The organism is Nocardioides pacificus (assembly GCF_054775955.1).
In genome coordinates, this window is the sequence record NZ_BAAHCI010000005.1 from 694489 (window position 1) to 714384 (window position 19896).

General features: G+C 72.9%; 25 protein-coding genes and 3 pseudogenes. 8 read left to right on the forward strand and 20 right to left on the reverse strand.

The features are described from left to right. Positions 1-19: 19 nt before the first annotated feature. From ACYU7L_RS05870 to ACYU7L_RS05880, 3 genes are all read left to right on the forward strand, one after another. Complete coding sequence (locus ACYU7L_RS05870; RefSeq protein ID WP_460794383.1) at positions 20-799, forward strand: 3-hydroxyacyl-CoA dehydrogenase; 780 nt, start codon at positions 20-22, stop codon at positions 797-799. Positions 800-909: 110 nt separating this feature from the next. Beyond that, positions 910-3378: a CaiB/BaiF CoA transferase family protein gene (locus tag ACYU7L_RS05875; protein ID WP_460794384.1), complete on the forward strand. Its 2469-nt coding sequence runs from the start codon at positions 910-912 to the stop codon at positions 3376-3378. After that, entirely contained in the window at positions 3368-3616 is a 249-nt protein-coding gene (locus ACYU7L_RS05880; protein ID WP_460794385.1) for a hypothetical protein, read from the forward strand. Before ACYU7L_RS05875 ends, ACYU7L_RS05880 begins: the two co-directional genes overlap by 11 nt. A 31-nt stretch (positions 3617-3647) precedes the next feature. On the opposite strand, the gene ACYU7L_RS05885 is transcribed toward ACYU7L_RS05880, so the two are convergent. Then, entirely contained in the window at positions 3648-3821 is a 174-nt protein-coding gene (locus tag ACYU7L_RS05885) for a hypothetical protein (protein WP_460794386.1), read from the reverse strand. A 62-nt stretch (positions 3822-3883) separates the two neighbouring features. On the opposite strand from ACYU7L_RS05885, the gene ACYU7L_RS05890 reads away from it, so the two are divergent. Next, positions 3884-4066 (forward strand): hypothetical protein, encoded by a 183-nt coding sequence (locus ACYU7L_RS05890; RefSeq protein WP_460794387.1) that lies wholly within the window; start codon positions 3884-3886, stop codon positions 4064-4066. Between the two features lie 9 nt (positions 4067-4075). Here the strand turns inward: ACYU7L_RS05890 and ACYU7L_RS05895 are convergent, their stop codons facing one another. Genes ACYU7L_RS05895 through ACYU7L_RS05910 form a run of 4 tightly spaced genes read right to left on the reverse strand, consistent with a single transcriptional unit; the run spans position 4076 to position 6592 of the window. Next, positions 4076-4717, reverse strand: coding sequence for an NAD(P)-dependent oxidoreductase (locus tag ACYU7L_RS05895; RefSeq protein ID WP_460794388.1), 642 nt, complete (start codon positions 4715-4717; stop codon positions 4076-4078). Positions 4718-4730: 13 nt separating this feature from the next. Continuing rightward, positions 4731-5135: a TIGR03618 family F420-dependent PPOX class oxidoreductase gene (locus ACYU7L_RS05900; protein WP_460794389.1), complete on the reverse strand. Its 405-nt coding sequence runs from the start codon at positions 5133-5135 to the stop codon at positions 4731-4733. Positions 5136-5176: 41 nt separating this feature from the next. Further along, a complete protein-coding gene (locus tag ACYU7L_RS05905; protein WP_460794390.1) occupies positions 5177-6211 on the reverse strand; it encodes an LLM class flavin-dependent oxidoreductase in 1035 nt (344 codons plus the stop codon). 9 nt (positions 6212-6220) lie between these two features. Next, positions 6221-6592: a DoxX family protein gene (locus tag ACYU7L_RS05910; RefSeq protein WP_460794391.1), complete on the reverse strand. Its 372-nt coding sequence runs from the start codon at positions 6590-6592 to the stop codon at positions 6221-6223. 110 nt (positions 6593-6702) lie between these two features. Here ACYU7L_RS05910 and ACYU7L_RS05915 point away from each other — a divergent pair, with 110 nt between their 5' ends. Then, positions 6703-7344 (forward strand): TetR/AcrR family transcriptional regulator, encoded by a 642-nt coding sequence (locus tag ACYU7L_RS05915; RefSeq protein WP_460794392.1) that lies wholly within the window; start codon positions 6703-6705, stop codon positions 7342-7344. Here ACYU7L_RS05915 and ACYU7L_RS05920 read toward each other — a convergent pair. Beyond that, positions 7341-7883 (reverse strand): TetR/AcrR family transcriptional regulator, encoded by a 543-nt coding sequence (locus tag ACYU7L_RS05920; RefSeq protein ID WP_460794394.1) that lies wholly within the window; start codon positions 7881-7883, stop codon positions 7341-7343. The two genes, ACYU7L_RS05915 and ACYU7L_RS05920, sit on opposite strands and share 4 nt — an antisense overlap. A gap of 89 nt (positions 7884-7972) precedes the next feature. On the opposite strand from ACYU7L_RS05920, the gene ACYU7L_RS05925 reads away from it, so the two are divergent. Beyond that, the gene (locus ACYU7L_RS05925) at positions 7973-8929 is read left to right on the forward strand and encodes an alpha/beta hydrolase (protein ID WP_460794395.1); all 957 of its coding nucleotides are present in this window, start codon (positions 7973-7975) and stop codon (positions 8927-8929) included. A 19-nt stretch (positions 8930-8948) separates the two neighbouring features. Here ACYU7L_RS05925 and ACYU7L_RS05930 read toward each other — a convergent pair whose 3' ends face one another. The 6 genes from ACYU7L_RS05930 to ACYU7L_RS05955 form a co-directional block, all read right to left on the reverse strand. Then, the gene (locus ACYU7L_RS05930) at positions 8949-9401 is read right to left on the reverse strand and encodes a hotdog fold thioesterase (RefSeq protein WP_460794396.1); all 453 of its coding nucleotides are present in this window, start codon (positions 9399-9401) and stop codon (positions 8949-8951) included. 2 nt (positions 9402-9403) lie between these two features. Then, positions 9404-10942: a class I adenylate-forming enzyme family protein gene (locus tag ACYU7L_RS05935; protein WP_460794397.1), complete on the reverse strand. Its 1539-nt coding sequence runs from the start codon at positions 10940-10942 to the stop codon at positions 9404-9406. Then, the gene (locus ACYU7L_RS05940) at positions 10939-11910 is read right to left on the reverse strand and encodes an aldo/keto reductase (protein ID WP_460794398.1); all 972 of its coding nucleotides are present in this window, start codon (positions 11908-11910) and stop codon (positions 10939-10941) included. The genes ACYU7L_RS05935 and ACYU7L_RS05940 overlap by 4 nt, the downstream gene beginning before the upstream one ends. 30 nt (positions 11911-11940) lie before the next feature. Continuing rightward, positions 11941-12693: an N-acyl homoserine lactonase family protein gene (locus tag ACYU7L_RS05945; RefSeq protein ID WP_460794399.1), complete on the reverse strand. Its 753-nt coding sequence runs from the start codon at positions 12691-12693 to the stop codon at positions 11941-11943. After that, positions 12690-13589: an acyl-CoA thioesterase gene (locus ACYU7L_RS05950; RefSeq protein ID WP_460794400.1), complete on the reverse strand. Its 900-nt coding sequence runs from the start codon at positions 13587-13589 to the stop codon at positions 12690-12692. The genes ACYU7L_RS05945 and ACYU7L_RS05950 overlap by 4 nt, the downstream gene beginning before the upstream one ends. Positions 13590-13656: 67 nt before the next feature. Continuing rightward, a complete protein-coding gene (locus ACYU7L_RS05955; protein WP_460796583.1) occupies positions 13657-13818 on the reverse strand; it encodes an SDR family oxidoreductase in 162 nt (53 codons plus the stop codon). On the opposite strand from ACYU7L_RS05955, the gene ACYU7L_RS05960 reads away from it, so the two are divergent. Continuing rightward, on the forward strand, positions 13742-14158 hold the full coding sequence (locus ACYU7L_RS05960) for a DUF4334 domain-containing protein (protein WP_460796585.1): 417 nt from the start codon (positions 13742-13744) through the stop codon (positions 14156-14158). The two genes, ACYU7L_RS05955 and ACYU7L_RS05960, sit on opposite strands and share 77 nt — an antisense overlap. 17 nt (positions 14159-14175) lie before the next feature. Here the strand turns inward: ACYU7L_RS05960 and ACYU7L_RS05965 are convergent, their stop codons facing one another. The 8 genes and pseudogenes from ACYU7L_RS05965 to ACYU7L_RS06000 form a co-directional block, all read right to left on the reverse strand. Then, positions 14176-14997: an SDR family oxidoreductase gene (locus ACYU7L_RS05965; RefSeq protein WP_460794401.1), complete on the reverse strand. Its 822-nt coding sequence runs from the start codon at positions 14995-14997 to the stop codon at positions 14176-14178. Positions 14998-15030: 33 nt separating this feature from the next. Beyond that, on the reverse strand, positions 15031-15222 hold the full coding sequence (locus tag ACYU7L_RS05970) for a MerR family transcriptional regulator (protein WP_460796587.1): 192 nt from the start codon (positions 15220-15222) through the stop codon (positions 15031-15033). Between the two features lie 30 nt (positions 15223-15252). Continuing rightward, a pseudogene (locus tag ACYU7L_RS05975) lies at positions 15253-15420 on the reverse strand (MerR family DNA-binding transcriptional regulator); the annotation flags it as partial. A gap of 286 nt (positions 15421-15706) precedes the next feature. Next, a pseudogene (locus tag ACYU7L_RS05980) lies at positions 15707-16669 on the reverse strand (amidohydrolase family protein); the annotation flags it as partial. 104 nt (positions 16670-16773) lie between these two features. Beyond that, positions 16774-17034, reverse strand: a complete 261-nt coding sequence (locus ACYU7L_RS05985) for a hypothetical protein (protein ID WP_460794402.1) — start codon at positions 17032-17034, stop codon at positions 16774-16776. Further along, the gene (locus ACYU7L_RS05990) at positions 17031-17279 is read right to left on the reverse strand and encodes a CoA transferase (protein WP_460794403.1); all 249 of its coding nucleotides are present in this window, start codon (positions 17277-17279) and stop codon (positions 17031-17033) included. The genes ACYU7L_RS05985 and ACYU7L_RS05990 overlap by 4 nt, the downstream gene beginning before the upstream one ends. Positions 17280-17286: 7 nt before the next feature. Next, positions 17287-17577: a hypothetical protein gene (locus ACYU7L_RS05995; RefSeq protein WP_460794404.1), complete on the reverse strand. Its 291-nt coding sequence runs from the start codon at positions 17575-17577 to the stop codon at positions 17287-17289. Positions 17578-17762: 185 nt separating this feature from the next. Further along, the gene (locus ACYU7L_RS06000) at positions 17763-18698 is read right to left on the reverse strand and encodes an enoyl-CoA hydratase/isomerase family protein (RefSeq protein ID WP_460794405.1); all 936 of its coding nucleotides are present in this window, start codon (positions 18696-18698) and stop codon (positions 17763-17765) included. Between the two features lie 102 nt (positions 18699-18800). Between ACYU7L_RS06000 and ACYU7L_RS06005 the strand changes: the two are divergent. Further along, positions 18801-19891, forward strand: a pseudogene (locus ACYU7L_RS06005) (acyl-CoA dehydrogenase family protein). Positions 19892-19896 lie beyond the last annotated feature (5 nt).

A 19896-nucleotide genomic window follows, 5' to 3' on the forward strand; every position in this document is an offset into this window, starting at 1 on the left:
CCCGGGAGGACTGCGACACATGGACATCAACGGCAAGGTCGCCCTGGTCACCGGAGGCGCCTCGGGCCTCGGTCTCGCGACCGTCAAGAAGCTGCACGCCCAGGGCGCAACAATGGTCGTCGTCGACCTCCCGTCCTCGGACGGGAAGACCGTGGTCGACGACCTCAACGGCCTGCGTCCGTCGAGCGCGGTCTTCGCCGCGACCGACGTCACCGACGAGGACCAGGTGACCGCGGCGGTCGCGATCGCCCAGGAGCAGGGCACCCTGGTCGCCGTCGTCAACTGCGCCGGCATCGGCAACGCGATCCGAGTCGTCGCCAAGGACGGGACGCCGTTCCCGCTGAGCGACTTCAAGAAGGTCGTCGAGGTGAACCTGGTCGGCACCTTCAACGTCATCCGGCTGGCGGCGGCGGCGATGGTGGCCTCGACGCCGGTGGAGGCTGAGGAGCGCGGGGTCATCGTCAACACGGCGTCGGTCGCCGCCTTCGAGGGGCAGATCGGGCAGACGGCGTACTCCGCCTCGAAGGGTGGCGTCGTCGGCATGACCCTGCCCATCGCCCGCGATCTGGCCCAGCACGCCATCCGCGTCAACACCATCGCGCCGGGTCTGTTCATGACCCCGCTGTTCCAGACCCTGCCGCCCGAGGCGATCGACTCCCTCGGCAAGCAGGTGCCCCACCCGTCGCGGCTCGGGGACCCCACGGAGTACGCCACCCTGGCGGCGCACATCGTCGAGAACGTCATGCTCAACGGCGAGACCATCCGCCTCGACGGCGCCATCCGGATGTCGCCGCGCTGACGACTCCGAACACGCGAGGGCGGTCGGGCCTCGTGCCCGGCCGCCCTTCCGTTTGCGCGAGAATCGTGTAACTTATTCAGCGGTAACGCCGATCACATTCTGGAGGGTCCATGACCTCGCAGCAGCTCGACCTGACCGCCGCCGGACCGCTCGCGGGTCTGGTGGTCGTGGACGTGTCGTCGACCCTCCCGGGCGCCCAGGTGAGCCAGTTCCTCGCCGACTGCGGCGCCGAGGTGATCATGGTCGAGCCGCCCGGCGGCTCGATGGTCCGCCAGCTGCCCGGCTGGCCCGCCCTACTGCGCGGCAAGCGCAGCGTCACCCTCGACCTGCGCAGTGCGGAGGGGCAGGACAGCCTGCGGGCCCTGCTGCAGGGCGCCGACGTCTTCGTCCACACCCTCCGGCCGACGACCGCCGAGCGGATCGGACTCACCCACGAGGCGCTGGAGGAGAAGTACCCCCGGCTCGTCACCGCCCACATCACCGGCTGGGGATCCGACTCCCCGTGGCGTGACTACAAGGGGTGGGAGGGTCTCGTCTACGCCAAGACCGGCGCGATGTGGTCCAAGCGTCAGCTGACCCTGCGCCCCGGCCCGTCGTTCGTGACCGCGCCGTACGCCTCGTGGGGCGCCTCCCAGGCCGCCATCCACGGCGTCCTGGCGGCTCTCCTCGAGCGTGACTCCAGCGGCCGCGGCCAGGTGGTCGAGTCCGACCTCGTCCGTGGCCTCGGGGCGCTGGAGGTCTACAACTGGTTCTACGAGATGGTGATCCACCGCTACCCGGGTGCGTTCACGCCGATGGACGTGGCCTACGACGACCAGGGCCGGCCCCAGGCCTACCTCATCTACGCCCTGCTCATCGGCGCGACCAAGGACGGCACCTGGCTGCAGTTCGCCCAGACCGCCCCGCGCCTGATGCAGGCCTGGCTGGCCGAGCTCGACCTCGCCAAGGAGCTCGCCGACCCCAAGTGGGCCGGCTTCCCCATGCTGCCTACCGCCGAGCTGCGCGAGGAGTGGTGGGAGATGATGCTGGAGCGGGTCCGGGCCCGGACCTTCGCGGAGTGGCAGGAGACGTTCGAGCGCAACACGGACGTGAGCGCCGAGATCTTCCGCACGCCCGACGGCTCGTTCGAGCACCCCCAGACGGTCTTCGAGAAGCGGGTCCAGGTCGTCGACCAGCCGGGGGTCGGGCCGGTCACCCAGGTGTCGACCCTCGTGCACGCCCATGGCCGGCCCCTGACCGAGCTTCGGCCGGCGCCCGCGCTCGGGGCCGACGACGGGGCGCTGGCGAGCCTGATCGAGGCCGCCGCCGGCCGCCGCAGCGGGGGCGAGGAGGTGGAGGCGCCGGCCGCCCTGCCCCTGGACGGCGTCACGATCCTGGAGTTCGGCTCGATGTTCGCCGGCCCCTACGGCACGACCGTCCTCACCGACCTCGGCGCCCGCGTGATCCACGTCGAGACCCTCGAGGGCGACGGCATCCGCAACCTCGTCGCCTTCCCCGAGGCGGGCGGCGCCAAGGTGATGCAGGGCAAGGAGAGCCTCGCCGTCGACCTGGCCACGGAGGAGGGGTTGGCGGTCATCCACGCCCTGGTCCCGAAGGTCGACCTCGTCCTCCAGTGCTTCCGCGGCGACGCGGCCACCCGGGCGGGCGTGGGGGAGCGGCAGCTGAAGGCCATCAATCCCGACCTCGTCTACCTCAACGCCCCCGGCTACGGCACGACGGGCCCGTACGCCGGCCGGCCGGCGTACGCACCCTCCATCGACGCCGCCGCAGGGCTCTCGGCCACGGACGGAGGCGGCAATCACGCCCCGGCCGACATGGAGGAGACGAAGCGTCGGGGCGCCGCCCTGCACTCGGCGGGCGCGGTCAACTGCGCGCAGGCGGACGGAATCGCCGCCCTGGCGGTCGGGACCGGCCTGCTGCTCGGCCTCTACGCCAAGCGCCGCGGCATCGACCTCCCCGACCTGACCACGACCATGCTGGGCTCGGCCCAGCAGTCGCTGGCCGTGCTCAACACCCAGTACGACGGCCGTCCCGAGCTGCAGTCGGTCGACGGTGACTTCTACGGGCTGCACGCGCTCTACCGGCTCTACCAGGCCTCGGACGGCTGGGTGTTCCTGGCGGCGCCGTACGACCACGAGTGGGCGGCCCTCACGGCGGCGATCGCGCCGTACGCCGACCTGGCCGAGGACGAGCGGTTCACCACCCGCGAGCTGCGACGCGCGCACGACGCCGAGCTCGTCGAGGTCCTGTCCGGCGTCTTCTCCAAGCGCGGCAAGGAGGACTGGGAGCAGGAGCTCACCGCGCAGGACGTCGGCTGTGTCGTCGCGGTCGAGTCCAACATGGAGTGGACGATGCAGGACGACGAGTTCTTCGAGGCCGGCTACAGCGTCGAGGCCGTCAACCCGATCTTCGACGAGCACCGCCGCCTGGCGCCGATCACCCGCTTCTCGCGCTCGCTCACGAAGGCCGACGCCGGGTGCACCCTGGGCCAGCACACGGTGGCCATCCTCCAGGAGCTGGGGTACGACGACGCGCGGATCGCCGATCTGAAGGAGCGGTCGGTCGTCGGTGGCGACTGAGGTCCGCGGCCTCGGGCCGGGCAGCCGCCCGGCCCTGCTGGTCTCGGAGATGCAGCGCGGCATCGTGGACCCGACGATGACGACGCTGCCCGGGCTCGCCGACCACGTGGTCTCCCGCGACGTCGTCGGGCGGATCGCGGCGCTGGCGGCGCTCTGCCGGAGGGGGACCTGCCCGTTGTGTGGTGCACGATCGAGCTGCGATCCGACCGGGTGGGGACGACCGCCACCAGGCGGCTGACCCGCGGGTTCAGCGGCGGGCCAGCGGGACGTCAGCGGAAGTCGGCGGCGTACCGCTCGAGGCCTTCGACCACGGCCCCGACCGAGTCGACCGGCAGCTGCAGCACGAACGAGTCGACGCCGGCCTCGGCCAGCTCGCCGAGGTTCTGACGATGCTCCTCGTCCGACCAGCCGCCGCGCAGCACCTCGCACTGCGGGGTCTGCACCTGGACGAAGGCCGTGGGGTTCGCCTCGCGCAGGGTCGCGACCTGCTCGGCGAGGGGGCTCGGTGGGCACGGCGGTGCTGAGCACCGTCGCCGCGACCTCCGCCCGGGGGCACGCCGGCGGGCTGACCCCGGCGGCGACGACGCACGGCTACGCCACGGCGTTCGCCGTCGCCGCCGTCCTGCTCGCGGTCGGCGCCGTCGCGGGCGGGCTGCTCCTGCCGACTCGTGCCGCGGCTGCGGACTGAGGCGTCGGGTCAGCCGTCCGCGAGCAGGGGCGACCGACGGACCCAAGCCCCGTCGACGGTCTCGGCGAGGAGGAAGTCGGCGAGGGCAGCACGGGAGAGGCGGATGCCGCCGGGCTCCCCGACCTGCCGGGGGCGGGCGGGGGAGTCGACCGGCTTGTCGTGCAGCAGCGGCAGCCGGACGAGTGTCCAGTCCAGCGACGAGCCGCGCACGATGTCGGCCATCGCGACGATGGCCCGGTACGCCGGGGCCGCGCCCAGCCGGATCCCGGTGACCATCAGGCTGAACCGCAGGTCCCGGGTGTCGGCCGGGTCGGTCGCGGACGGCGTCGACGTCGCGACCAGGCGGCGTACGCCGACGGCGGTCATCGCGTCGACCACGTTCTGCATCCCCGGCACCAGCGGGGGGATGGAGGCCTTGTCGCGGCCGGGCCCAAGGACGCTGATGACCGCGTCGGCGCCGGCGACCGCGGCGTCGAGGGAGGCTCGGTCGTCGAGCTGACCGGTGACGACCTCGAGTCCGGGCCGGCCGGCGAGGTCGCCGAGCTTGTCGGGGTGGCGTGCGTGGACGGTGACGGTGTGGCCCTGGTTGAGGGCCCGGCTGACGACGAGCCGGCCGGCCGGGCCCGTGGCGCCGAGGATGGTGGTCTTCACGGTGGCGCCCGGATCAGCCCTGGGTGCGGACGCGGGCGGGGCGGAAGGTGACGACGACCCGGTCCTCCGCGGCCTGCTCGGCCATGGATTCGAGGGTCTCGCCGTAGGTGCCCACGAGCTTGGCCATGAAGCTCCGCTCGGCGTCGTCGTCGGCGATCTCCGCCTGGGCGCGCACCTCGAGGGTGTGGAACGGATTGTCGGGCGCGATCGCGAAGATCGTCGCCTGCGGCCGGGCGAGGAGGTTGGCGTACTTCTTGCGGTCCTTGGACAGCGACGTGCGCAGCACGCCGTCGCCGTCGAGGAGGACCCACACGGCGGCGGTCTGGATCGACCCGTCGTCGTTGAGGGTGCTCAGGGCGACGGTGGTCGACGTGACCAGGTCGTGGTGGGTCTCGGGGATGGTCTGGTTCGCGGCCATAACGGTGCTCCTTCGGTCAGGTACGGCGGGGTCGGCGCTGTTCAGGCGGGTCGGGCGGCGGCGGCGCGGACGGCGGGGGCGATCTCCTCGGCGTACCGGCTGATGGAGTCCTCGACGGCGGCGCGGGGGAGGCCGCCCCAGTCGACCTGGCCGAGGAAGCGATCGAGACCGAGCACCTCGTGGGCGTCGAGGATCTTCTCGATCAGCTGCGTGCTGGAGCCGATCATGACGGCGTTGCCGCGTTGCGTGCCGGCGTCGAACTGCGCCTGGGTGACGACGAAGCCACGGCCGCCGGGCGTCTTGGGGCGGAGGTACTCGTGGTAGTGGGGGAAGGTCCTGCGGGCCGCGTCGGGAGTGGCGCCGGCGTAGAAGTGGGTCGAGATGCCGACCCGGAGACGTTCGGCGTGGCCCGCGCGCTCGCCGGCGGCGCGGTAGACGTCGACGGCCCTCCTGGCCTGGGTCAGCGGACCGCCGATGTAGGCCAGGACCATGGGCAGCCCGAGCCGGCCGGCGCGCTCCGCGCTCTCCGGCGAGCCACCCACCCCGAGCCAGACCGGGAGCGGACGCTGGGCCGCGCGGGGGGTGACGGGGGCGTCGTGGAGCGGGGGCCGGAACCGGCCCGACCAGGTGACCCGGTCCTGCTCGCGGAGCCGGAGCAGCAGGTCGAGCTTCTCGTCGAACGCGGCGTCGTAGTCGGCCAGGTCGACGCCGAAGATCCCGAACGGCTCGGTGAACGCGCTGCGCCCGGCCGTGATCTCCGCGCGGCCGTGGCTGAGGAGGTCGAGGGTCGCGAAGTCCTGGTAGACCCGGACCGGGTCGAGGACCGGCAGCACCGTGACACCGCTGGTGAGGCGGATCCGGCTGGTGCGGGTCGCGGCAGCGGCCAGCACGACCGCGGGCGAGGACACCGCGAAGTCGAGGGTGTGGTGCTCGCCGAGGGCGAAGACGTCCAGCCCGGCGCGGTCGGCGAGGGTGGCGTACCCGACGATCTCCTCCAGCCGGCGCTCGAAGGAGTGGGGCTGCCCCGTCGAGGGATCGGTCTGGACGTCGCTGAGCGAGATGACACCGAGCTCCACGGCGTCGACTCAGAACGAGTAGGGACCGAAGCGGCCCCAGGCGACGACGACGGCGATCGCGAGCAGCACCGCGTTGAACGCGATGGCGCCGGGTTCGTGACGACGACGGTGGGTGGCGGCGGCGAGGATCATCACGACGGCCAGACCGCACGCGGCGAGCGGCGTCAGGACGGTGGCGATCCCGACGGCCGCCGGGAGGATGAGTCCGATCGCCGCGAGCAGCTCGACCATGCCGATGAGGCGGACCGTGCCGGGGGAGAAGTCCTCGACCCAGGGCAGGCCGGCGGCCAGCTTCTCCTTCGGCTGGGTCGCCTTCATGATCCCCGCCATCGCGAACATGGCGGCGAGGAGGGCTTGGAGGATCCAGAGGAACACGTTCATCGGTGCGGCGACTCGCTTCTCGTCTCGGAGCGGAACGGGTGCTCCATTTGTCCCGAGCGTAGCAGGACAACCGGAGGTCCCGTTCCACTTCGGGGCGTATGATCGCCCGGGTGAGCACGACGGACGACGGGCGCCCCCTGCGGGCCGACGCGGTGCGCAACCGCGCCCGGGTCGTCGACGCCGCGCGCGAGATCTTCGCCGAGCAGGGGCTGGAGGCCTCGACCAACGAGATCGCCCGGCGAGCCGGCGTCGGGGTCGCCACCCTGTTCCGTCGCTTCCCCACCCGCGACGACCTGGTCGCCGCCACGTTCGCCGACAAGATGGCGTCGTACTCGGACGCGATCGACGCCGCGCTCGCCGACCCCGATCCGTGGCGGGGCTTCTGCGGCTACGTCGAGCGGGTCTGCGAGATGCAGGCCGACGATCGCGGCTTCGCCGACGTCCTGACCCGGAGCTTCCCGATCGCCAAGGAGTTCGAGCGCGAGCGTGACCGCGCGGGCCGGGCGCTGGGCGAGCTGATCGATCGGGCGAAGGCCACGGGCCGACTCCGCGCGGACTTCGTCCACCAGGACGTCCCGCTGGTCCTGATGGCCAATGCCGGCATCGTCACCGCCACCCGGGACGCGGCTCCCGACGCCTGGCGCCGCTTCCTCGCGTACCTGCTGCAAGCGTTCGCCGCCGAGTCGGCCCGGCCGCTCCCGGACCCGCCGACGTCGACCCAGGTCTACCGGGCACTGCTGCGGCTGTCCTAGGACGTCGGGTCGGGGTGAGGGAGCTCGTCGGCCTCCCAGCTGCGGGCGACCAGGTGGAGGAGGGCGCGCAGGTCGGCGGCGTCGTGGGCGGTTCGCGGTGGTGTCGCGACCTGGCGCAGGAGGTCGACGAGGCCGCCCACCAGCAGGGTCACGGCGTCCGGGCGCGACACCCGCGGGTCCAGCAGGGCCGGGACGGCCTCCTCGCAGGTGGGTCGCACGACCCGGCGCAGGTGCTGGGCGAGCTGCTCGGCCACGGGGGAGGGGTAGAGGTGGCGCTCCAGGCTCCCGTGCGCGCGGATCCAGGTGATCACGGCGTCGAGCGGGTCGGCCGCGGCGTCGACGGCCGCGTCGAAGGACTCCTGGACCGCGGCCAGCACGAGGGCATCGAGGTCGGGGAAGTGCTTGTAGAACGCCTGCCGGCTCACCCGCGCGTGGCGACACATGAGGGCTACCGACAGCGTGCCCAGGGGGTGGTCGTGCACGAGGGTCCACGCCGACGCGAGCAGGGCGTCCCGGACGCGCTGGGCGCGAGGGTCCACGACGCCTCCTGGAGTTTTCGTTGACACCTGTCCACGACGAGACTAGCGTCACATAAACAGGTTGATTCGTTAGATGATTAGGAGTGGGCATGCCGACCACCGTGGAGTTCGACGTCAGCAGCATCGTGCCGGGCCAGCAGGGCGGCTCGCGACAGGCGGCATGGGTCTTCCCGCCCTCGGGACCTGACGACGCGAAGGCGGTCCTCGTCTGCCTGGCCGGCGGGACCTACGACAAGCACTACTGGCACCTGGAGGTGCCGGGTCACCCCGGCTACAGCTTCGCCGAGCACCTGGCCGCGCAGGGCTACGTCGTCGTGGCGCTCGACCATCTCGGCGTCGGTGACAGCAGCGACGTCGACGGTCCAGCCGGGCTGGAGCTGCTGGCCGCGGCCGACGCCGACGTGGCCCGCCAGGTCCGCGACCTCGTGCTCAAGGGCGACCTGGTGGCGGGCCTGGCGCCGCAGGCGCTGCCGGTCGTCGGGGTCGGCCACTCGATGGGCGCCTGCCTGACCACGATGGTCCAGGCCGAGGCCGCGCCGTACGACGCCGTGGTCCTGCTGGGGTACGGCGTGGACATCACCAACGTCGACGGACGCGTCGCTGCCGAGGACCTCGCCACGAGCATCGCCCAGAACTACGAGATGCTGCGCTCGATCTCCGGGGCCGAGCCCGGCGCGGTGTCCTGGACCATGCCGCGCGCCGGGCTGCGCGACAACTTCTACGCCGCCGACGTCCCCGAGGCGGTGATGGAGGCCGACGACGCCCACGTCTCGCGTCTCCCCGCCCAGGCGAACGCGGAGGTCATCTCGCCCGGGTTCGTGGCCGGTCACGCCGCCAAGGTCGAGGTCCCCGTCCTCCTGGCGCTCGGCGCCGCCCGGGACGTCGCGCCGGACCCGCACGCGGAGATCGCGAACTACCCCGCCTCCGGCGACGTCACCCTGTTCCTCGTGCCGGGCTCCGCCCACTGCCACAACATGGCGGGATCGCGTCAGCAGCTCTGGGACCGGATCGGCGCCTGGGTCCCGACGGTGGTCCCCGCCGGGTGACCCGGGTGACCCGGGTGACTCAGTAGGCCGACGGCGTCTCGAGCACCGCGAGCGTGCAGCGCGAGACGCACACGAGCCGGTCGTCCTCGCCGACGATGCGCACGTCCCAGACGTGGGTCCGTCGTCCCAGGGCCAGCGGTCGGGCGGTGGCCGACACCCACCCGCCCGACGCCGGGCGCACGTGGTTGGCGTTGATCTCCATCCCGACGCAGTGGAACCTGGCCGGGTCGACGACGAAGGCCCCGGCCCAGCTGGCCACGGTCTCGGCCAGCACGACGGAGGCACCTCCGTGCAGCACGCCCGCGGGTTGACGGGTGCGGTCGTCGACCGGCATCCGGGCGGAGAGGAAGTCGCTTCCGGCCTCGAGGAGCTCGATCCCGAGGGTGCCGTTGAGCAGGCCGGCTCCTCGTCCGTTGGCCCAGGCGAGGTCGGGCGTCCCCCACCAGATGGGGTCGGCGGTGCGGATTGGCAAGGTCACTCCTCGAGGTGGTGGCGGATCTCGGCTCGCAGGTCGGCCTTGCGGACCTTGCCGAGGGGGGTGCGGGGGAGCTCGTCGCGCAGCTCGACGTACTCCGGGGTCTTCTGGCGGGCCAGTCCGCAGGCGGCGAAGTGGGCTCGCACGGAGTCCAGGTCCGGGGTGGCACCCGGTCGGGGGACGAGGACCGCGCCGACCTTCTCGCCGTAGTACGGATCGGGTACGGCGACCGCCGCCGCGTCGGCCACCCCGGGGCAGGTCAGCAGCACGTCCTCGACCTCGCGCGAGGAGATGGTCTCGCCGGCCCGGATGATGACGTCCTTGGCGCGATCGGTGAGCGTGAGGTAGCCGTCGGCGTCCAGGTGCCCGATGTCCCCGGTGCGAAGCCACCCGTCGTCCGTCCAGGTCTCGGCGTCCAGTGCGGGATCGCGGTAGCCGATCATCTGCTCCGGCCCGCGGCAGACGACCTCGCCGTCGACGCCGGCCGGCCGGTCGTCGCCGGCCTCGTCGACGATGCGGATCTCGGTGCCGGGCGTCGGGCGGCCGTCAGTGTGCTGCCGCTTCTCGAGCGGGTCGTCCACCACGCCCGACGAGATGGTCGGGTGCTCCGTCGACCCGTAGCAGCGGAAGGCGGTGATCCCGAGGCGGTCCGCCCGGGCCACCAGGTCGGCGGGCACCGTCGCGGCACCGACGAGGTACTCGCGCAGTGTGCCGATCGGCGCCCCCGACTCGAGCGCGTCGAGCAGGGTGGCGAGGTGCAGGGGCGTGCCGGCTGTGTAGGTCACGCCGTACGACGCGATCAGCTCCAGGGCCCGGGTCGGCTCCCAGCCGTCGGTGACGATGGTGGCGGTGCCGTGGACCAGCGGGCGCAGGAGGCTCACCAGCCCGGCGACGTGGCCGAGCGGGAACGACACGAGCTGGACCGGGTCGGGGCCCGTCCCGAGCAGGGACGGCTGGCTGTCGACCTCGGCCACGACGGCGGCCTGCGTCAGCTGGGCTCCCTTGGGGTCGGCGGTCGTCCCCGAGGTGTAGCAGAGCAGGGCCACGTCGTCGAAGGAGACGGTCGGATCGGGCAGGGCGGCGTCGGATGGGAGATCGGCCCACGGCACGGTCCCGTCGACAGCGGCACCGACCATGACGACGAGCTCCAGGTCCGGAGCGGCGTCGCGGAGGCCGGGCACCCGCTCGGCGTACGGGATCGAGCGCCAGCGGTCGGCGAGGACGAGGGCCCGGGCCCCCGACTGGCGCAGGACGAACGCCATCTCGCGGGGCCCGTAGATGTGGACGGCGGGGAGCAGCGTGGCGCCGGCGAGCAGCACACCGGCGTACGCGATCGCTGCCTCGGGCCGGTTCGGGAGCTGGACCGCGACGACGTCGCCCGGCCCGATCCCGCCCTGACGCAGTCCCGAGGCGAACCGGTACGCCGCGGCCAGGGTCTCGCCCACCGTCGTCGTGACCAGCCCGTCGGGGGTGTCGAAGGCGAGCGGAGCGTCGACGTGGTCGGAGGCCGCGGCCAGCAGCCGTCCGGCGAGCGTCACCGGTGGCCCGCGATCCGGTGCGGCCGGTAGCCGGCGCTCAGCTCGTCGAGCTCCTCTTCGCTCAGCTCCAGGTCGACCGCGGCGACGGCGTCCGAGACGTGGTGGGCCTTCGTGGCGCCGAAGATCGGGGAGGTGACCGTCGGCCGGTGCAGCAGCCAGGCGAGCGCGACCTGGGCGCGCGGGACGCCCCGCCGCTCGGCGACCGCGGCCACCGCGTCGACGATGTGCCGGTCCTCGTCCCGGTAGAGGCTGCCACCGAACTCGTCGGTCTCGGCCCGGGCCGAGGTGGCGTCCCAGTCGCGGGTGAGCCGGCCGCGCGCGAGCGGGCTCCACGGCAGCACGCCGACGCCCTGGTCGGCGCAGAACGGCAGCATCTCCCGCTCCTCCTCGCGGTAGAGCAGGTTGTAGTGGTCCTGCATCGACACGAACCGGGTCCAGCTGCCCAGGTCGGCGGTGTACTGCGCCTTGGCGAACTGCCAGGCGTACATCGACGAGGCTCCGAGGTAGCGGGCCTTCCCGGCCTTCACCACGTCGTGGAGCGCCTCCATGGTCTCCTCGATCGGGGTGTGCGGGTCCCAGCGGTGGATCTGGTAAAGGTCGACGTGGTCGACGCCGAGCCGCTTCAGGCTGGCGTCGATCTCGCGCATGATGACCACCCGCGACAGCCCGCCGCCGTTGGGGCCGGGCCGCATGGGGACATAGACCTTGGTCGCGATGACCACCTCGTCGCGGGGCGCGATCTCCTTCAGCAGGCGCCCGGTGATCTCCTCGGAGCTGCCGCCGCTGTAGGCGTTGGCGGTGTCGAAGACCGTCACGCCCGCCTCGTACGCCGCCCGGACGATCGGGCGGGCCGCGTCCTCGTCGAGGACCCATGCGTGGCCGCCCCGTGCCGGGTCACCCCAGCTCATGCAGCCCAGCGTGATCGCCGAGACCTCGAGGCCGCTGCTGCCGAGCTTCGTGTACCGCATCTGCTCTCCTTCGTCGACGTACGGCGCGGGTCAGTCCCGGCCATCGGGCCAGGGTGCTCCCGGGGTCACACCCGCCCAGAAGTCGGGGTCGTGACTGGGGAAGACGTGGTGACCCGCGTCGCGCTCGTCGGCGAACCACTGCAGCGACGAGCGGTAGTCCGCCTCCGAGTGGGCGTGGTCGGGGATGCGCAGCAGGTCCATCGCGCGGGTGAGGTTGCACGCGTCGCCGGCGAGCACGGCGACGCCCGTCGCGGCCCGGACCCGGGCGGACTGGTGGCCGGGGGTGTGTCCGGGGGTGGGCACGAGCACCACCGTGCCGTCGCCGTACAGGTCGTGCTCGCCGTCGACCGTCTCGACGTCCTGCCCGGTCTCGAACTCGGGCCGGTGGTAGGCCCGGTCGTCGGCCGTCGTCGCGTGCGCCCACTCCTCCCGCTGGACGACGATCCGCGCCTGCGGGAACAGGTCGAGGCCGCCGGCGTGGTCGGTGTGCAGGTGCGAGCAGACGACGCGCGAGACCTCGGCAGGGTCGAACCCGGCCGCGGCGACCTGACGGTCGAGGAGCTCGGAATCCGGCAGGTCGATGTGTCCGTCGGCGGGCGTGCCGTCCGGGCGGCTGAACCGCCGCCCGAAGCCGGCGTCGAAGATCGTCAGCCCGTCCGGGTGCTCGATCAGGAAGCAGCTGATCGGCGCCCGGGTCCGGCCCTCCTCGCCGCCCAGGAAGAACGCGGTCGGCAGCTCGATGTGTCCGGAGCGGAAGGGGAATAGGCGGGGCAGGGCGCTCATCGGTCGGTCTCCGCCGGGCGCACCCGCAGGAGGCCCTCCTGCATGGTCGTCACGCAGAGCCGGCTGGTGCGGTCGTAGATCTCGCCGTGGCACAGGGCCCGGCTGTTGCCGGCCCAGCGCGACTCCTGGTCGTAGAGGAACCACTCGTCGACCCGCAGCGGCGCGTGGAACCACACCGTGTGGTCGATGGTCGCGAACTGGAGCCTGCCGTCCTGGAGGGTGTAGCCGCTCGGCCCGAGCGCGGTCGAGAGCAGCAGCAGATCCGAGACGTAGGCCAGGGCCGCCGCCTGCTCGTGCTCGTCGTCGGAGATCCGGTGCAACGCCCGGATCCAGGCCGACTGCTTGGCCTCGACGCGCAGGCCCTCGGCCGCGGCGGAGCGGGCCGGCAGGGTCGGGAACCGCGCGTCCAGGTCGTTGCTCTCCAGCAGCCAGCGGACCCACCGGAGGTTCTCCGGATCGCCGGCGAACATCTCGGCCGGGGTCGGCAGGCCCTCGGGCGGCGGTACGTCGACGGGGGAGGCCGCGTGGCTGATGCCCGACTCGCGGTCCTGGAAGGAGGCGGTCATGGTGAAGATGACGCGGTCGCGCTGGACCGCCTCCACCCGGCGTGCCGTGAACGACCCGCCGTCGCGCGTCCGCTCCACGACGAACTCGATCGGCTCCGACGTGTCGCCGGGGAGCAGGAAGTGCATGTGGGCCGAGTGCACGAACCGGTCGGCGGGCACGGTGCGGGTCGCGGCGAGCACGGCCTGACCGGCCACCTCGCCGCCGTACGTCCGCTTGTTGGGGCCGGGCTGGGTGCGTCCGCGGTATCGGAGCGGCCCGACCTCCTCGAGGGTGATCACCTCGGTGACCGAGAGCGGGCCGGTGGAGGGCGCGACGGTCTGCGAGGTCATGAGGGTACCGTATAATCAGTTAGATGATTCGGCAACGTGACGCATCGGACAATTACGGTCGAGGACGTCAGTAAAGACCTCCGTCGACCCGGATCAGCGCGCCCGTGGTGTACGACGACGCCGGGCTCGCGAGGTAGAGCGCCGTGGTGACGATCTCGCTGGGCGTCCCGGGTCGGCCGATCGAGCTGCGGGAGCGCTCGCGCGCCTCGGCCGGCCAGTGGTCGGAGATGTCGGTGAGGAACGGCCCGGCGGAGATGGTGTTGACGCGGACCGTCGCCAGGATCGACTGGCACGGCAGGTGGTTCGACGCTCTCGACGACGTGCACCCGCTCGTGTGCCGCGGCGAGGACGGCGAGCTGTTCTCCAACCTCCCGGCCGGCAAGGGCGCGGCCAGCCTGGGCCTCTTGGAGTTCCGGGGAGAGTCCACGGCGACGATGGTCTACGACGGGCAGCCGATCCTCGACCACTTCAAGCGAGTTGACGACCGGACCCTGATGGGGATCATGAACGGCAAGGACGTGCTGGACGGCGGGCGGCACTACTACTTCCTCCTGGACCTGGAGGCGTAGGCCGCCCGCCGACCGGGTCAGGCTCCCTGGGCCTTGTGAGCGACCCAGGACCACTGCTCCCAGGTCTCGAGGCGCGTGGCGTAGAGGTGCTTGACGAGCTGGGTCGGCACGGAGCCGAACAGCACGCGCAGCGGCGGCTCGTCGGCGTCCACCACGTCGAGGATGGCTCGGCCGGCGGTGACTGGGTCGCCGGGCTTCTGTGACCCGCTCCGGGCGGCCATGCCCTCACGTACGTGGTCGTACGCAGCCAGGGGAGCCGACCGCTTCGCGGAGTCGCCGGCCCAGTCCGTGCTGAAGCCGCCCGGCTCGACGAGGGTGACCTTGATGCCGAGCGGCGCCACCTCCTGCGCCAGGGACTCGGTGAGACCCTCCAGCGCCCACTTGGACGCGTGGTAGGCGCCGAGGTAGGGGAACGCGCCGATGCCGCCGATGGTGGAGATCTGCACGACGTGGCCGTTGCCCTGCTCGCGCAGGATCGGCAGGGCGGCCTGGACGACCCAGAGGGGACCGAAGAAGTTGGTTTCCAGTTGATCGCGCACCTCGGCCTCGGTGAGCTCCTCGACCGTACCGAAGTGGCCGTACCCGGCGTTGTTGACGACCACGTCGAGCCGCCCGAACCTCTCGTGCGCCGCCGTGACCGACGACTCGACCGCGGCGCGGTCGGTGACGTCCAGGGCAAGGGGCAGGACGGCGTCCCCGTACTTCTCGACGAGGTCGTCGAGGCTGGAGACGTCACGTGCGGTCGCGGCGACGCTGTCTCCTCGTTCCAACGCGTTGATGGCGAACTCGCGGCCGAACCCGCGTGACGTACCAGTGATGTACCAGATCTTGTTGTCCATGGCTCCAGCGAAGGCCCTGGAGCGCGCTCCAAGTCAAGCCCGGCGCGCGAGGTGATCTTCGTAGGCGCCGATCTTGGTGTCGATGGCGCCCAGATGGCGCTGCACCGCTGCCAGCTCGGCCAGCACGACCTCGCGGTGTGCGCGGAGCAGGGCGACCCGCTCCTCCTCGTTGCCGTCACCTGCACGTACCAGCTCGGTGTAGCGGCGGACCTCACGGATCGGCATGCCCGTCGCGCGTAGGCGCGTGATCATGTCGATCCACCGCAGGTCGTTCCGGTCGTACTGACGGTGCCCAGAGGTGGAGCGCGCGACGGGGCGCACCATGAGACCGTCGCGCTCGTAGTACCGGAGGGTGTCGGGGGACAGGCCGGTCTGCCTCGCGACCTCGGCGATGGTCAGGGTCGACTCGTGAACGACGGTCATCGACCGATCCTCTCTGCTCGAGTGCACTCCAGGTCAACGATGCCACGCACGACCGCGGCGTCCGGGTCGTGGAGCGCGTCGGCCATCGACGTGTGGAGCAGGCAGAGGCGCGCCGGTGCGCCCACCCCGACCCGGCCGGTGAGGTAGCCGCAGAGCGCGGTCGCCGCGTCGGCTCGCTCCTCGGGTCCCAGGTCTCGGTCACGGGCCGCGCGGACGACCTTCCACGGGTCGAGCGGCCGTACGGCGTGTCGCTGCTGGCGAGCACGTGCACCCCGGCGGCCAGCAGGCCGGCGAAGGGGTAGAGGTGCGGCAGGTCGTGCGGGCTGCCGTTGCGGATGTAGTCGGCACCCCGCGTCGTCACGAAGGCCGGCTGGGTCACGTCCGTGAGACCGCGCAGGAGCGCAGGCTCGGGCATGACGGCGGCGTGCTCGATCCGGTCACCGGGCAGGCGGCCGACCTCGTCGAGGACGGCCAGGTTCAGCAGCAGCGACTCACGGGTGACGCAGTGCACGGCGACGGCTCGGCCGCCGGCGTGCGTCGTCTCGATCGTGCCGCGAGGTCGTCGTACGACGGCAGGTCGTGGTCGCGGAGCAGCAGCTTGCGCGGGGCGTCGCCGTCGGGATCGCCGAGGAGGGGTCACCGGCATGGGGAGAGCGCTCAGGATCCGGACCGCGTTGGGGTCGAGGTCGGGGATGGCGTCGGTGACGCTGGTGACCCCGAGCCGGTGCAACTCGTCCACCACGCCGGTCAGGTCCGGTGCGGTCGACGGAAGCGCGTGGCGCAGCCTGGCGTCGTAGCGCCAGAGCCGGCCGGTCGGCTCGCCGAGCTCGTCGCGCTCGACGTCGGGGGAATCGTCGAGGACGCGGGCGACCTCGCGGAGTGCGGCGCTGTTGAGCATCCAGAGTCCGCCGCTGCGGTGCTGGACCCGGACCGGCCGGTCGGGCACCAGCGCGTCCAGCGTGTGGCGGTCGACCGACTCGCGGGCGTTGACACTGAGCACCCACGCGCCCGGTGCCCCGCGGAGCGCGGCGAGGTCGTCGCCGACGTCGACGCAGGCCCGTGCGGCAGCGATCGAGAGCAGGTGCAGGTGGTGGTCGTGAAGCCCGGGCAGCAGCGCCCCCCCGCGGCCGTCGACGACCTCCTCGCCGGGCTTCGGGCGGAGCGAGCCGATCTCGCCGACTACGCCGTCGACCACGCGTACGTCCACCCGCCGGCCCTCGACCTCGACGTCGCGGAGCAGCAGGCTCATGGGCGCCCCGCCGGGTCGGCGACGGGGAACGGCCGGCGTCGGACTCGACCCACCAGCGGCCGTCGACCTGGCCGACCTGATGCCTCGGCACGGGTCCGACCGTCTCAGCCGCGACGTGCAGCATCGAGACGTCGATCAGGCGCGCCTCCTCGGAGCCCAGTGCCTCGGCTGCCGCGACCGCCGCAGCGACGCCGGCCAGCGGGTCGGGCCGAGGCGTCACCGACCGGGAGCAGGTCGTCGCCGTCGCGGACGACGAGCCCGGCGCACGCCGCGACGTCGTCGCCGAAGCCGATGGCGTCGGAGGCCCGGCCGCGGGCGGTGATCGACAGCCACGAGGTGCCGGCCGCGACGACCTCCTCGGTCACCACGCCGAGCTGCCGCAGCGCCCGCGGCCGGGACGCCTCCAGGACCAGGTCGGCCGAGCCACCAGCTCACGGAGGACGTCGACGTCGGTCGCCAGGTCGAGAGTGAGTTGTGCGTGCCCGGCGTGGAGGAGCTCGAAGAAGGCCGCCGGGCCGCGGCGGGCGCCGTCCGGGCGGGTGGTCGACTCGACCTTCACCACCCGGGCGCCGTCGAGGCCGAGGAGGTGGGCGCAGAGCGGGCCGGCCACAGGCTGGTCAGGTCGACGACCACGGGCGCGTCGGAGATCGTCGGCGGCCGAGGGTCGTCGACACCACGCCCCCGCGGTCGGCCGGGGGTCGGGAGGGGACCGTTCCTCCGGCGAGGCCGAGCAGTCGGACCCGCTCCTCGGCGTCCGCGGTCGTCGTACGCCGGGCCCAGGTGGCGACGGCCTCCCAGGGGTCGTCGACCTCCGTCTCGACCAGCGCCGGCACCAGCGAGAGGTCGGACTCGCGGGGGAGAGAGGGCGAGGTGACCGTCGAGCGTCGGGAGGACCCGCATGGCGCCACCGCACGACCACGGCGCGTTGCGGCGTAGGCCGGCGTACGCCGCCCCCTCGCCGAGGAGCCCCGGCAGCTCCAGGCCGAGCCGCGCCAGCCCGTCGGCCACGGCTGCCGCGGGACGGCCCGGAGCCACGAGCGGGGGGCCGTCCGGTCGCCCCGTGAGGGCCATGGCGCCGGAGGCCGCCCACGCCTCAAGCGCGTCCATCGACCAGTCCCCAGGCGAGCGCGGTGTCGAGGTCGAGGCGGGCGCCGGTGAGGGCGAGCCAGGCGGTGCGCTGCGGGCCGATCCGGTGCGTGATGGAGACGGTGCCGCCGGCGCCCGGCACCAGGCCAAGCGCCACCTCGGGCAGGCAGAAGAACGCGCCCTCGCGGGCGACGACGCGCCGAGCGAAGGCGGGCACCTCGATGCCGGCACCGATGCACGCGCCGTGCAGGACCGGCCGGACGCGGTCGCGCAGTCGGTGCACGGCGTGGCCCGCGCTGCGCTCGAGACGGATGCGGTGCGCCTCGACGATGCCGGGTGCCGTGCCGAACTCGTCCAGGTCGCCGCCCGAGCAGTACGACGGGCCCGCGCCGCTCAGCCTCACCTCGGTGACCGAGGCGTCGAGCTCGGCGATCGCCAGCGCCTCCAGGAGGCCGTCGCGGACCGCGCGGCCGAAGGCGTTGTGGCGCTCCGGGCGGTGGAGGGTCACCTGCAGCACGTCGCCGGCGCGGGCGACGATCACCGGCTCGTCCGCCGGAGGCACGTCGCGCCGCGGCGTCCGGGCGCGCCACGCGGCGAACTCCGGTCCGCCCAGCAGTAATGAGTAGGCCAGCGACTCAGCCACCAGTCCACGCGGGACGTCGAGTCGCGCGGTGATGCCGAGCAGGTCGACCAGCGTGGCGCTGGCGAGTGGCGCCGCGGCGACGGTGGCCTCGATCGCGGCCAGCGAACCGGGCGCGTGGACCCAGCCTCGCCCCGGTCCGCACGGGGCGAGCGTGAGGGTCAGGGCGTCGAGGAGCGACGCGGACTCGCCCGGCAGGGCGCTGCTCGCCGTACCGACGACGGGGCCGGCGGGCGCGGAACGGGCCCGTGCCTGGAGAGCGGTCCAGTCGCCGCCGTCGAGGTCCAGCACAGTCAGGGGCACGGGTCTCCGTCGCGGTCGGGAACGAATTAGGTAGATTATTTGCCTGATAAAGACTATTGGCGTTACACTGCCGAGGTCAGCAGCATGCCGGAAAGGAGCCGCATGATCAGCGGATGGACCGAGGAGCACGACGAGCTCCGGGACGTCGTGCGGCGCTTCCTCGCCGACCGGTCGTCCTCCAAGACGGTGCGCGCGCAGGCCGAGGCCGGCGCCACGGGCGACCCGGCCGTGTGGCAGCAGCTGGCCGAGCAGCTCGGGCTCACCGGCCTCGCGATCCCCGAGGAGCACGGCGGGGCGGGCATGGGACCGGTCGAGCTCGGAGTCGTGCTCGAGGAGATGGGCCGGACGCTCTACGTCGGCCCCTACTTTTCGACCGTCGCCCTCGCCGGCCAGATGTTCACCGCCGCCGGTGAGGCCGGCGCGCCGTGGCTGCCCGGGATCGCCAACGGCTCGCTGACCGCCACGGTCGCGGTCTCCGACCTGGCCCTGTCCCTCGACCCGTCCGACGTGACCACGAACGCCGGCAAGAGGCCCGACGGCTGGGCGCTCACCGGAACCAAGGCGTACGTCGTCGACGGCGGCACCGCCGACCTGGTCCTGGTCGCGGCGAGGGTCGGCGGCGAGCTCGGCCTGTTCGCGGTCGAGGGCGACGTCCCCGGCGTGACGCGCACGGCCGTGCCGACCGTCGACATCACCCGTGCGGTCGCGCGGGTCGAGCTTGACGCCGCGCCCGCCGTACGCCTGGACTGCGACGCCGAGGCCGTGCTCGCCCGGGCGTCGGACCTGGCCGCCGCCGCGCTGGCGGCCGAGCAGGTGGGGGGCGCCTCGGCGGCCCTCGACATGGCGGTCGAGTACGCCAAGATCCGGGTCCAGTTCGGCCGGCCGATTGGGTCCTTCCAGGCGATCAAGCATCAGTCGCCGACCTGCTGCTGCAGGTCGAGTCCGGCCGCAACGCCGCGTTGTTCGCGGCCGAGGAGGACGCCGAGGGGCCGGTCGCCGCGAGCGTCGCGCAGGCCTGGTGCTCGACGGCGTACACCCGGACCGCGAAGCAGAACATCCAGATCCACGGTGGCATCGGCTACACCTGGGAGCACGACTCCCACCTGCACCTGCGACGCGCGACCGCGTCCGAGGTACTCCTCGGTGCGCCCGGGGCTCACCGAGCCCGGATCGCCGACCTGGTGGGGATGTGAGGCGA

What these genes read in the sequence shown, in the direction of transcription:
- ACYU7L_RS05875 (WP_460794384.1), top strand. Translation starts at nt 910, where the DNA reads ATGACCTCGCAGCAGCTCGACCTGACCGCCGCCGGACCGCTCGCGGGT.
- ACYU7L_RS05910 (WP_460794391.1), bottom strand. Translation starts at nt 6,592, where the DNA reads ATGAACGTGTTCCTCTGGATCCTCCAAGCCCTCCTCGCCGCCATGTTC.
- ACYU7L_RS05970 (WP_460796587.1), bottom strand. Translation starts at nt 15,222, where the DNA reads ATGCCGATCCGTGAGGTCCGCCGCTACACCGAGCTGGTACGTGCAGGT.
- ACYU7L_RS05945 (WP_460794399.1), bottom strand. Translation starts at nt 12,693, where the DNA reads ATGAGCGCCCTGCCCCGCCTATTCCCCTTCCGCTCCGGACACATCGAG.
- ACYU7L_RS05900 (WP_460794389.1), bottom strand. Translation starts at nt 5,135, where the DNA reads ATGGCCGCGAACCAGACCATCCCCGAGACCCACCACGACCTGGTCACG.
- ACYU7L_RS05870 (WP_460794383.1), top strand. Translation starts at nt 20, where the DNA reads ATGGACATCAACGGCAAGGTCGCCCTGGTCACCGGAGGCGCCTCGGGC.
- ACYU7L_RS05950 (WP_460794400.1), bottom strand. Translation starts at nt 13,589, where the DNA reads ATGACCTCGCAGACCGTCGCGCCCTCCACCGGCCCGCTCTCGGTCACC.
- ACYU7L_RS05965 (WP_460794401.1), bottom strand. Translation starts at nt 14,997, where the DNA reads ATGGACAACAAGATCTGGTACATCACTGGTACGTCACGCGGGTTCGGC.
- ACYU7L_RS05940 (WP_460794398.1), bottom strand. Translation starts at nt 11,910, where the DNA reads ATGCGGTACACGAAGCTCGGCAGCAGCGGCCTCGAGGTCTCGGCGATC.
- ACYU7L_RS05925 (WP_460794395.1), top strand. Translation starts at nt 7,973, where the DNA reads ATGCCGACCACCGTGGAGTTCGACGTCAGCAGCATCGTGCCGGGCCAG.